This is a genomic window from Ancylomarina euxina, assembly GCF_003863355.1.
Classification (GTDB): Bacteria; Bacteroidota; Bacteroidia; order Bacteroidales; family Marinifilaceae; genus Ancylomarina; species Ancylomarina euxinus.
Genome location: NZ_QQWG01000018.1, coordinates 34,673 through 46,806, shown reverse-complemented (window position 1 = coordinate 46,806; position 12,134 = coordinate 34,673). Strand labels below are relative to the sequence as shown.

At 34.5% G+C, this 12,134-nt stretch carries 11 protein-coding genes; 7 read left to right on the top strand and 4 right to left on the bottom strand.

Annotation, left to right across the window (positions count from 1 at the left end; genetic code table 11):
• Positions 1-128: 128 nt before the first annotated feature.
• The gene (locus DWB61_RS14510; protein ID WP_125031638.1) at positions 129-3,104 is read left to right on the top strand and encodes a PEP/pyruvate-binding domain-containing protein; all 2,976 of its coding nucleotides are present in this window, start codon (positions 129-131) and stop codon (positions 3,102-3,104) included.
• 89 nt (positions 3,105-3,193) lie between these two features.
• Here the strand turns inward: DWB61_RS14510 and fabD are convergent, their stop codons facing one another.
• The gene (gene fabD / locus DWB61_RS14505; protein WP_125031637.1) at positions 3,194-4,084 is read right to left on the bottom strand and encodes an ACP S-malonyltransferase; all 891 of its coding nucleotides are present in this window, start codon (positions 4,082-4,084) and stop codon (positions 3,194-3,196) included.
• A gap of 170 nt (positions 4,085-4,254) precedes the next feature.
• Entirely contained in the window at positions 4,255-4,881 is a 627-nt protein-coding gene (folE, locus tag DWB61_RS14500) for a GTP cyclohydrolase I FolE (protein WP_125031636.1), read from the bottom strand.
• 161 nt (positions 4,882-5,042) lie between these two features.
• Here folE and DWB61_RS14495 point away from each other — a divergent pair, with 161 nt between their 5' ends.
• Positions 5,043-5,744, top strand: coding sequence for a nucleoside phosphorylase-I family protein (locus tag DWB61_RS14495; RefSeq protein WP_125031635.1), 702 nt, complete (start codon positions 5,043-5,045; stop codon positions 5,742-5,744).
• 15 nt (positions 5,745-5,759) lie between these two features.
• On the opposite strand, the gene DWB61_RS14490 is transcribed toward DWB61_RS14495, so the two are convergent.
• Positions 5,760-7,061, bottom strand: a complete 1,302-nt coding sequence (locus DWB61_RS14490) for an MATE family efflux transporter (RefSeq protein WP_125031634.1) — start codon at positions 7,059-7,061, stop codon at positions 5,760-5,762.
• Positions 7,062-7,329: 268 nt separating this feature from the next.
• Here DWB61_RS14490 and DWB61_RS14485 point away from each other — a divergent pair, with 268 nt between their 5' ends.
• The 4 genes from DWB61_RS14485 to DWB61_RS14470 all read left to right on the top strand — a co-directional run bounded on the left by DWB61_RS14485 (position 7,330) and on the right by DWB61_RS14470 (position 10,217).
• Positions 7,330-7,932, top strand: coding sequence for a superoxide dismutase (locus DWB61_RS14485; RefSeq protein ID WP_125031633.1), 603 nt, complete (start codon positions 7,330-7,332; stop codon positions 7,930-7,932).
• A gap of 118 nt (positions 7,933-8,050) precedes the next feature.
• Complete coding sequence (locus tag DWB61_RS14480; protein WP_125031632.1) at positions 8,051-8,635, top strand: superoxide dismutase; 585 nt, start codon at positions 8,051-8,053, stop codon at positions 8,633-8,635.
• A gap of 283 nt (positions 8,636-8,918) precedes the next feature.
• Positions 8,919-9,491 carry a nitroreductase family protein gene (locus DWB61_RS14475; protein ID WP_125031631.1) on the top strand — a complete coding sequence of 191 codons (573 nt, stop codon included), beginning with the start codon at positions 8,919-8,921 and terminating at the stop codon, positions 9,489-9,491.
• 18 nt (positions 9,492-9,509) lie between these two features.
• A complete protein-coding gene (locus DWB61_RS14470) occupies positions 9,510-10,217 on the top strand; it encodes a peptidase associated/transthyretin-like domain-containing protein (protein WP_125031630.1) in 708 nt (235 codons plus the stop codon).
• A gap of 33 nt (positions 10,218-10,250) precedes the next feature.
• Here the strand turns inward: DWB61_RS14470 and DWB61_RS14465 are convergent, their stop codons facing one another.
• Positions 10,251-11,159: a proline dehydrogenase family protein gene (locus DWB61_RS14465; protein ID WP_125031629.1), complete on the bottom strand. Its 909-nt coding sequence runs from the start codon at positions 11,157-11,159 to the stop codon at positions 10,251-10,253.
• A gap of 372 nt (positions 11,160-11,531) precedes the next feature.
• On the opposite strand from DWB61_RS14465, the gene DWB61_RS14460 reads away from it, so the two are divergent.
• Positions 11,532-12,107: an OmpH/Skp family outer membrane protein gene (locus DWB61_RS14460; RefSeq protein ID WP_125031628.1), complete on the top strand. Its 576-nt coding sequence runs from the start codon at positions 11,532-11,534 to the stop codon at positions 12,105-12,107.
• Positions 12,108-12,134: the final 27 nt, after the last annotated feature.

The window sequence follows — 12,134 nt, the reverse complement described above, 5'->3', positions numbered from 1 at the left end:
ATTTATGGGATTAGAATTATTTAATTTTGATCATTTTTGCTTAGAAAGCCTTATTTATAGAGTAATCCTTATTGACAATCGTTAATTGTTTATTACTTTCATCAGTCAAATACAAACTTAGAACAGACATGGAAGAGATTGCGATTTCGAAAATTTATAAAAGGAAAAAGAACGACAGAGATATATTTCAAGAACTAATGCCATTTAAGGTAAAGGAAATTCTTCTTGTTGCGACTTATTACGATTCATATACGATTGTAAGAGAAGGACAGTTCTCTGATAAAATTGTTGGAGAATATCTACAGCTTAACTTATATACTGCACCACGTTTTACTAGTGTAACCACCAATGAAGAAGCTCTTCAGGCTATGGATGAGCGCAATTTCGATATTGTCATTTTAATGGCAGGACTTGATAAAGAATCGCCATTGGAACTGAGTCAGGAAATTAAAAAGAAGCAGCCTGATTTGCCAGTATTGGTTTTAGTGAACAATAATAGCGATTTGGCGTATTTTGATAAGGCCGCTGATAAAATAAAAAATAATATTGAGAGAGTATTTGTATGGAATGGATCGACTAAGATTTTTATGGCCATGACAAAATACATCGAAGATAAGATGAATCTTGCTCCAGATTGTAAGATTGGTGACGTTCGTGTTATGCTGTTGGTTGAGGATTCTGTGAAGTACTATTCTCGTTATTTACCTCTTCTCTACACATCAGTTATGACTCAGACTCAGAAAGTAATTTCTGATGAAGATGATATAGATGAGATGCACAAAATCTTGAAGATGCGTGCAAGACCAAAGGTTATTTTAGTGAGTAGCTATGAAGATGCCGTTGATATTGTAGATAAATATCTTGAAAATCTGCTTTGTGTGATTTCTGACGTTCGATTTGCTCGTGATGGTAAATTGAATGATGATGCCGGGGTCGATTTAATTTCTTATGTCCAGGATAAAAAAATGCGAATTCCGTGTGTGATGCAATCGCATGACACCGACAATGCAATGCGGGCTTTTCAGGTAAATGCTGATTTTATTAATAAAAATAGTGATACTCTAGCTCTAGATATCTTTAATTTCATTCACTTGAAATTAGGCTTTGGAGATTTTGTTTTTAAGAATCAGAGTGGTACTCAGGTCGCAATGGCAAAATCACTTGAAGATTTTGAAGAGAAACTAAAATACATTCCAGATGAATCCTTGTTGTTTCACTCCAAACGAAATGGGATTTCGACTTGGTTGATGGCTAGAGGAGAAATTAATATTGCGAAAAAACTTCGACGTTATCAAATTTCAGACTTTAAGACGGTTCGGGAGTTGCGTCAATTCTGTTTGGATGTTTTTGAAGCTTCGCGATTGAAACAATTGCGGGGTAGAATCATAAAATTTAGACCTAGTTTGGCTAATTCGAATCATTATGTGATTCGTCTTGGTAGGGGGTCAGTGGGAGGTAAAGGTCGTGGTCTTGCTTTCTTGAGTAATTTTACCGAAAACATTAGTTTTCAGAAACTGATTAAAGACATCAATATTACTATTCCAAGAACAGCTATTATTGGAGTTGACGAATATGATAATTTTCTAGAAGCAAATAATCTGCTCGATAAAATTTACAATGAAAAAAACTACGATGCCATCAAGAAGCAATTCTTAGATGCTAAATTACCTGAGAAACTTCGAAAGAAACTTCGTTTGTATCTTGAAAATATGACAATGCCCTTGGCTGTGCGTTCTTCGGGATTGTTCGAGGATTCACTAATGCAGCCTTTTGCAGGTGTTTATGCAACCTATCTTCTTCCCAATAATGACGAAGATTTTGAAGTGCGTTTTGAGCATTTGGTAACAGCAATAAAAATGGTGTATTCTTCAATTTTTACTCCAGAAGCAAAGGCTTATTTCTCGGCAATTGATTATAAAATTGAGGAAGAAAAAATGGCTGTCATTCTTCAAGAGGTAGTAGGGCAGGAATACAATGGTAAATTTTATCCAAACATTAGTGGTGTTGCACAGTCATACAATTATTATCCTTTCTCGTATATGAAACCAGAGGATGGTTTTGCAGTACTTGGTATCGGTTTAGGTAAGTATGTTGTAGGAGGAGAGAAAACGCATCGTTTTTGTCCTGAACATCCAAAATTGCAATTGGCATCTATTGAAAATCAGGTGAAAGACTCCCAGAATTATTTCTACGCAATAAACATGGAATCTGATAAGCTGAATCTATTGGAGGATGGGGAAGATGCTGCAACCCTAAAATATGAATTATCAGTGGCAGAAAAGGATGGTAATCTGTTGCATTGTGCTTCAGTTTATGATGGTCGCAACGATAGAATTGAGCCTGATTTGAATCTTAGAGGTCCTAGAGTAGTCGATTTTGCCAATATTTTAAAATACAATCAAATTCCTTTAGCTCAAACTTTAAGTATTCTATTGAATATATTTAAGCAGGCTATGGGAGCTCCTGTTGAAATTGAATTTGCGGTTGACCTTTCAAAAGGTAAGAATGGTTTACCAACATTTAATTTGTTACAAATTAAACCTCTTATCCGTCAGGAAATGAGTGTTGAGATAGACATGTCAAAGATTAATAGAGAGAAGCTTGTATTATTGGCTGATAAGGGTATGGGAAATGGTAAAATAGATCATGTTCGTGACGTTATCTTTATGGACTTGAGTAAGTTTGATCGAATTAAAACCGAAGAAATGGCTCAAGAAATGGCTATTCTTAATCAGAAAATGAAAGAGCAAGACAGGGAATATGTGCTTATTGGTCCAGGTCGCTGGGGAACTAAAGATAGGTTTACTGGAATCCCGGTATTGTGGTCACAAATATCGAACGCTAAAGTTATTGTGGAACAAGGGCTTGATGATTTTCCTTTGGATGCATCCTTAGGTTCTCACTTCTTTCACAACGTAACCTCTATGAATGTGGGATACTTCTCTGTAAAATCAAACTTAAAGACTAGTTTTGTAAATGAGGATGTATTAAATAAGCAAGAGCTGATTGATCATATCCATTATTTTAAACATGTCCGTTTTGCTAAACCATTAGAGATTCTGATGGATGGGAAAAAACAGACCTCTGTTATTAGCTTTAAATAGTATTTTAGTTAGAATGACATACATGTATAAAAAAAAAGAGATCTCGATTAGTCGAGATCTCTTATTTGTTTTGATAGTTTTTTTTAGGCTTAAGCCTGGTATGAATCTACACCAGCAGTTTCCATTTTACGGTCAACCTTCTTAACTAAACCTTGAATAACCTTACCAGGACCAACTTCGGTGAATGAAGTGGCTCCGTCAGCGATCATGTTCTCCATAGTTTGAGTAAAACGTACAGGAGCAGTTAATTGAGCAACAAGATTTTGCTTGATTTCTTCTGGATCGATAACTGGCTTAGCGTTAACATTTTGGTAAACTGCGCAAGTAGGTTTAGAGAAAGTTGTGTTTCTAATAGCTTCTTCAAGCTCAACACGTGCAGGCTCCATTAAAGGCGAGTGGAATGCACCACCAACATTAAGAGGTAAAGCACGTTTTGCACCCGCTTCTTTTAATTTCTCACAAGCAATTTCAATACCTTTTATGCTACCTGAAATTACTAATTGTCCAGGACAATTGAAGTTCGCAGGAACTACAACTTCTTCAATCTCGGCACAAACTTTCACAACAGTTTCGTCATCAAGGCCAATAATAGCGGCCATAGTCGAAGGCTCTATTTCACAGGCTTTCTGCATAGCTATAGCACGCTGAGAAACCAATTTTAAACCATCTTCGAAAGATAGAGCACCATTAGCAACAAGAGCTGAAAATTCACCTAATGAATGACCGGCAACCATTTCTGGTTTGAAATCATCTCCTAAAGTTTTTGCTAAAATAACTGAGTGAAGAAAGATAGCTGGTTGAGTCACCTTAGTCTGTCTTAGATCTTCGTCAGTTCCGTTAAACATTAACTCAGTAATGTTGAAACCTAGAATCTCGTTAGCTTTATCGAATAGTTCTTTACCTAGTTCAGAGTTCTCATATAGGTCTTTACCCATACCAACAAATTGGGCTCCCTGCCCAGGAAATACATATGCTTTCATAGCTTAAAATTAGATATTAGATGTAAGAACAGAGAAATATGATGATTTTAAAACTTAGTATTAAAATAGGCAAAAACTGATGTTCAATCTAATATTTATTAATTATGCGATTTATTATTAATATTATTCTAAGAGATATTTATTTCTAAAATCTCAATACTCAATTTTTTTTAGATCGTTTTTGAAGAGATCAGTCGAATGAATTCTTCGCGAGTTGCTACTTTTTCAAAAGCTCCGGTAAAATCAGAAGTTGTTGTAATTGCATTTTGTTTCTGAACACCACGCATCGACATACACATGTGAGTTGCTTCGATCACAACAGCTACTCCAAGAGGTTTAAGCGTATCTTGTATACAATCTTTAATTTGTGTAGTTAATCTCTCTTGCACTTGTAAACGGCGAGCAAAAGCATCTACTACACGAGCAATTTTACTAAGACCTGTTATGGTTCCATCAGGGATATATGCTACATGGGCTCTTCCCACAAAAGGAAGCATGTGATGTTCACACATAGAATAAACTTCAATATCCTTCACAATCACCATTTGGCGATAATCTTCCTTAAACATAGCTGAACGCAAGATATCTTCAGGCTTAATATGGTAACCCTGAGTTAAAAATTGCATGGCTTTTGCCACTCTTAATGGGGTTTGCTTAAGTCCCTCACGATTCACATCTTCGCCCAGTAGTTCCAATACTTTATTGTAATGAAACATGAGTTGCTCAGTCGTTTCCTGGTTGAATTTTTCTATTTTTGTGAAACCTTTGTTTTCCGTTTCGTTAATTGAAAATTCCATCTTATAATTTGTGTTTAAATATAGTCGTTCAAATAAATACTATTGATACACCTTAAAAGTAGGGATCATCAATATATTGGCTTAAGCTCGCAAATTTAAGTATATTTTTCGTCGATTGAGCAAATTTTAGGAAGCTTTGTTATTGCTAAGTACTTGCATCTATGGATATTTTAATTGTTAGTCCTACTTTTATTTCCCTTCAAAAATTTATTAGTCAACTTCAATTGATTGATAATTATGGGAAAAACTATGCTCGATTTCAATTGGCTGAAAACGAATTTGATATTCTAATATCAGGTTATGGAGGAAGTCTGGTTAGTCATTGGGTCAATAAAGCTATTCAGCGTAAAAGCTACGACTTAGTTGTTCATTTGGGAAGATCATTTACTCTTAATGAGAAATCTGAAGTTGGGAGTTTGGTGAATGTGATCGACGATTATTTTGGCGATCTTGGTTTTACTTATGACTCAGGTTTTCAATCTTTATTCGATTTGGAACTGATTCCTCAAAATGAAAGCCCTTTTAATAATGGGATTCTTGAAAATCCCTCTGATTATTCTGAAATACTGACATCATTCCGAAAAGTGAGCGGTATGACTTGTAATACCATTCCAGCTAATCTATTTCAAATAGGAGAAATATACATTAAAAACTACCCAGAGATCATTAGTCTGGATGGAGCTGCTGTATTGTATGCTTGTTTGGAGTCGAATACTGATGTGATTCAACTTTCGTATGTGGCAGGAAACCTGGATAATGCGACTGATCATTTAAATATTGATGATCTTGAAATAGATCGAATTACTGAAGTGCTTGAAGATCTTCTGAATAAATTGTTTCAGTCTCAATTGGTAAAAGGTTAAGCGTTTTACTACAGGCTATTTGAATTTCACCAATACTGCTTTTTTAAAATAGAGAGCTTGAAAAATCCCACGGGCAAGCATAAACGATAACATGGCAATCCAAAGACCATGGTTAAATAAAATTCCTTTAAGACTGAAATAAACAGGCACAAAGATGAGTAGAGTTGCTGCCATCATGGTTTTTCGCATGTAGACCGATGCTGTTGCACCAATATAGATTCCATCGTAAAGGAAGGATGCAAAACTCAATATTGGAAGCAAAATTAACCATTTCAGGTAGGGGCCAGCAGCGTAAATTGTTTCGGAACTGTTGGTTAACATTGAAAGAATCCAATTGCCACCCAAAGCATAAAATAGGGTGAAAATAAGACTGATTCCCAATCCCCAAATAAATAGGAATCGAACAGTTGTAAGAAAACTTTTGCGATTTTGAGCGCCAACAAATCGTCCAACTAGAGCCTCTGCTGCATAAGCAAAGCCATCCATTAGATATGAAAAAATAAAAAGGAATTGTAGCAGTAGGGAATTAACCGCAAGTATCGTCTTGTTAGTGCTTGCTGATTCTGTAGTGAAAAATGTGAAGACAAAAATGATACAAAGAGTTCGTATAAAAATATCTTTATTAATCAACACAAAGTGCTTCAGTTCTTTAATCTTTAATAAGCCTTTATTGCTCCAGTATTTAAAAAGTTTGCGATAATGTCTCCAAATAAAGAAGACGGCTAAAATAAGACCGCAATATTGAGCAATTACAGTTCCTAGCGCAACCCCTCTGGCATCTAAATTTAAGCCGTAAACAAAAAATGCTGATAAGCTGATGTTGATGATATTACAAATGATGGCTATGGTCATTGGTATTTTTGAATTTTGCATGCCAATGAACCAACCTGTTAATGCGTAAAGGGATATTGTAGCAGGCGCTGCCCAAATTCGGATATTATAATAGGAGAGTGCAATGTTCTCAACTGAAGTTTCGGAGTCGATGTAACTAAAGCTTAAAAGGGAAATTGGTTTTTGAAGTAATAATATAAGAACACTTCCAGCAACAGCAACGAGTAATGCTCGCCCAAGAGAAAGAACACTTTCGCTTAAATTTCTAGCTCCGTAGGCTTGTGCTGTGATGCCACTTGTTCCCATTCGAAGAAAGGCAAAGCCCCAATAAAGAAAATTAAAAATGGTACCACCTAAAGCAATTCCGCCAATAAAATCTACTTCTCCTAAATGACCCATCAGTGCCAAGTCGACTATCCCTAATAGTGGGATGGTGATGTTACTAATGATGTTAGGTAGGGCGATATCTAATATTTTCTTGTTCACTTTTCTGTTCTTCAGATTTAATTCGCTGCGAAATTACAGAATTGACTTGAGGATGTTCTTAATTGTAAGAGAAAAGTTCATCTAAGGTTCTTTAATCAAGACTATAATAATGTTGATTGTGCTAAATATTGAAAATAAAAGACAAATTTGTCTTAAAATATTTGGAAGAGATTTATTTATAGTATAGATTTGTTTTGTTATTGAAAACGAGATTAAATAAAGATAGTCAGATTCAATAATTTCTTTTACTGATTTAAACTGTTAGAATATGAGTTTTGAATTACCTAAATTACCGTATGCATATGATGCTCTAGAGCCACATATCGATGCTAGAACTATGGAGATTCACCATTCGAAGCATCATGCTGGATATACTAATAATTTAAACGCGGCGATTGCAGGGACTGACCTTGACGGGAAATGTATCGGAGAAATTTTGGCAAGTGTTTCAAGACAATCGGCTGCTATTAGAAATAATGGTGGAGGTTATTATAATCACGATTTGTTTTGGAAGTTAATGTCTCCTAATGGAGGTGGAGAGCCTACCGGAGAATTGCAAAAAGCGATTAATGATACATTTGGTGGTTTTGAGCAGTTTAAGGATAAATTTTCAAAAGCAGCAGCGACTCGTTTTGGTTCAGGTTGGGCTTGGTTAGTAAAACTATCTGATGGTAGTTTGAAAATATGCTCTACGCCTAATCAAGATAATCCTTTAATGGATGATGCAGAAGTAAAAGGAACACCAATTTTAGGATTGGATGTATGGGAACATGCTTACTATTTAAAGTTTCAAAATAGAAGACCCGATTATATTTCAGAATTTTTTGAAGTAATTAATTGGGAGGAAGCGTTAAAGCGCTTTCAGGATTAGTTTTGTTTATTGTTTTTTTGATTTTGGGATCGACTTTCGAATTTATTCGAGAGTCGATCTTTTTTTTGCCTGATTCAAGATTTTTTGTGAAATTAGAGTGAATCAAATAAACAAAATTATGAAACATGAACTTCCAAAATTACCTTATGCACTAAATGCATTAGAACCCCTAATTTCTCAAAGAACACTAGAGTTTCATTACGGAAAACATCATCAGGCTTACGTTAACAATTTGAATAATTTGATTGAAGGGACTTCGTTTGAAAATGCCGATTTGGTTGATATTATTCTTAAATCGGATGGTGGAATTTTTAATAATGCTGCTCAGGTTTTTAATCATACATTTTATTTCATGGCTCTTAAGCCAAGGGGTGGCGGTAAACCAAGAAATAAATTGTACGATGCTTTAGTATATACCTTTGGGACGTTTGAAAAGTTTAAAGAAGAATTTTCGAAAGCTGGAGCTACTCTTTTTGGTTCTGGTTGGGTTTGGTTAGTTGCCGATGCAAATAATAAACTTAGTATCGTAAAAACTTCTAATGCCGCAAATCCACTTTGCGATAATTTGACGCCAATTATGACTTTGGATGTATGGGAGCATGCGTATTATCTGGATACGCAAAATGCTAGACCTAAGTATATTGAAAATTTCTGGGAGTTGATTGATTGGGAGTTGATAGAAACTCGTTTTGAAAATCTATGATATATTTTATTTGTTTTATAAACCGAGCTGTTACCTATGTAGCAGCTTTTTTTTATTTTAGATTTGTACTCACCTATAATAATTTTTAGTTAATTAGTTAGTTCTAAGGAATGTCAAAAAAAAAGAGCTTTATTTACTTAAGTTACTTTTCATTTTAAATTGAATTTAACTCTTGATGAAAAGTAATATAATCCTTACCTTAAAAAGAGCTTTAATAAGATTTTATTTCTAAACAAAGTGTATCTAATTGACATTTTCAACCGTATAAAAAGTTAAGATTCGAATGTTAAAAGATTTAGTATTAAAAAATAGAAGTTATCGTCGTTTTTATCAAAATGAAGTCATTGATAAAGAACAATTGAGACAATGGATAGATATGGCTAGACTTGGTGCCTCTGGTAGGAATGCCCAAAGTTTAAGATATTTGACTGTGACAAATCAAGAGATGTGTAAAAATGTCTTTGAAAGTCTTGCTTGGGCAGGCTATTTAAGCGATTGGACTGGACCGATTGTGGGTGAGCAACCAGTGGCCTATGTCATCATGTTGAATGATGAACGATTGAGCAAAAATTATTTTTGTGATGATGGGATAGCCGTACAGAATTTGTTGTTAGGTGCTGTTGAAGATGGCTTTGGAGGATGTATTCTGAGGGCTTTTAAAGAAAAGAACCTTAGAGAATTTCTGAATATTTCTGATGATTATTCATTGATTCAGGTGATCGCTTTAGGGAAGCCTAAAGAAGAAATCGTTATTGAAGAAATGAAAAATGATGATATAAAGTATTGGAGAGACGAAAAGGGCGTACATCATGTGCCCAAACGAAAACTCGAAGATCTTATTATAAATGAATTTTAGACCGAAATACCTTGCTTTATGAGAAAATTAGTATTGTGCTGTGTTATAATTTTTGCTTTCATCTTTTCGAAAGAAACTAAAGCTCAGAGATATAATCTTGATTCTATATTTTTTACAGGAGCTGTAATGGATCAGGTTGATCTGAAAGGCTTGCCTTATGCTCATTTTAGAGTGAATAAAAATCGAGCTGGAACGACTAATGAATATGGACGATTTTCTTTTTGGGTGAATTCAGGAGATACGATCCAATATTCATTTGTTGGCTATCATGATGTAAAAGTTATTGTGAGTGATAGTTTGAAACAGGATGATTATCTGTTTGGCGTATTTCTTGCAAAGGATACTATCGCACTTCAAGAGGTTTTGATTTTACCTCGATTTGGTGATTTCAAAGAAGCATTTATGAATGCTAAGGTCAACACGCCTGAGTATGTTAGAGCCAAAAATAATGTCAACTCAGCAACTTATGAAGCTTTAACGACAAGACCAAGCACAATGGATGCTAAAGCGAATACCGATTTACTCATTAGAAATCATGTCGTGGCTATTGAAAATAAAACCATGGTTCCTACTGAAATGACAGCGGGACTGAGTACGACAAGAACATTACCTGAGTTGAAAAGGTTGAAACGAAAGAGGAAGATGAAAATATCGGAATCAATTATTACAGATTCAGAAGTTAAAATCCTTCAGCAAATGTATAGATATGGCGTAAAAAATGAATAAAAAAAGCGGTGATTTTTCACCGCTTTTTTTGTCTTATCCTCTGCTGAAAAGTGCTTTTATAATCAGCATGGCCATTTTAGGATTTTCCTTAAGTCTACGAGTTGAATACCCAAACCAATCTTTTCCAAATGGAACATACACTCTCATGGTGTGTCCTTGGTCAAGGATAGATTGTCTAAGTTCAGGTGTTACACCATATAACATTTGGAATTCATATTTATCCTTAGGCACATTGTACTTTTCAATTAAGTCATACGCTGGCTGAATCAAATTCTTATCATGAGTAGCGATACCAGGATAGATATCATTCTTTAACATGAAATCAAGATCTTTGATATAGTTCTCGTTAATCTCTTCATATTTCTTGTAAGCAATCTCAACAGGCTCTACATAAATACCTTTACACAAACGATAATTCAACACTGATCCGTTCTTAATATCCATCATGTTTTCAAGATCGGTATGTGTGCGCTTAAGGTATGCTTGTACTACTAGTCCAACATTATTTGGAAATTCTTTTTTCAAACGTCTAAACATATCGATTTCCTTATCCACACATGGAGAATCTTCCATATCGATTCTAACGAAATTATTGTATTCTGCAGCTTTAGCAACTACAGTTCTAATGTTCTCGTAGCAAACTTCAGGATCAATTAATAAGCCGAAGAAAGTTGGTTTTACAGAGTAGTTACCATCAATCTTATTTTTTTCGAAAGCTTCGATAATATCCAGGTATGCATCCTTATTTTCTGTCGCTTGGCTTAAATCTTTAATAAATTCACCTAAAAGATCGACAGTGATTTTTATGCCTTGAGCATTTAAATCGAGCGACGCTTTTATTGCATCGTCAATTGTTTCTCCGGCGATATATCTTTTAGAAAATAACCAAACTAATTTTTTTGGCATAAAAGGCAGGGTCGCTGCGATCATTTTATTAAACATGTCTTGTGGTTTTAAGGGTTAATCTTGGGTTTATTGTTGGCTAAATGTAGACATCATGAGAAATAAAAAGAATGACGTTTATCAGCAATTTCGATTGATTTTGAATATGCTGTCATTTTTTACTATCAAAGGAAAAATCTATCTCAGAAATTTTTCCATTCTCATTAAAAACTTATATTTGCTAGGCTCAATTCAAAACGGAATAGATTCCAAGGTTTTTGCCAATTTTGAATTGTCTAAATAAGTACCTAAATCAATTAATATACGCTACTATTCGCCTATGAAGATAATTTCAAAAGAAATTGCTTTTGGGCAATTTTCCTGATTAGGAGTTCTCTTTCGGGTTAGCAATTTAAAATCAAACTAGAAAACATGAAAAATTTATCCATTGTTCTTAATGCAGTTCTAATTGTTGCAGTTGGAATTTTATTCTTTTTACATTTCTCAGGCGAGAATAAAACTGAAGTTAAAACCGTTGCTGGAGAAGGTGCTGTTGTGTATGTTAATACTGATTCATTATTATCCAATTATAATTTTTCTGTCGATTTGAACGAACAGTTTCTTAAGAAGCAAGAAGATTCTAGAACTGATTTTAATTTCAAAGCTCAAAAATTAGAGAAAGAGGCGGTTGATTTTCAACGTAAATTGCAAAACAAAGGTTTCTTAAACCGTGAGCGTGCAGAGAATGCACAAAGAGACTTGATGGAGAAGAAACAAAACTTGGATCAACTTGACAGAAAGTTGAGTTCTGAACTGATGGCTGAGCAAAACGAGAACTCTAAGCGTTTATTTGATAGTGTTACAAACTATTTGGAATTATATAACGCTAAGCATAAGTTTAGTTTGATTATTAGCACAACTAAAGGTGGGACTGTACTACATTCTGCTAATGGTTTGGACATAACTAAAGATATTATCGATGGTTTAAATGCCAGATATAAGAAATAAAATTAAAAAATATTGAATAAAAGGGCA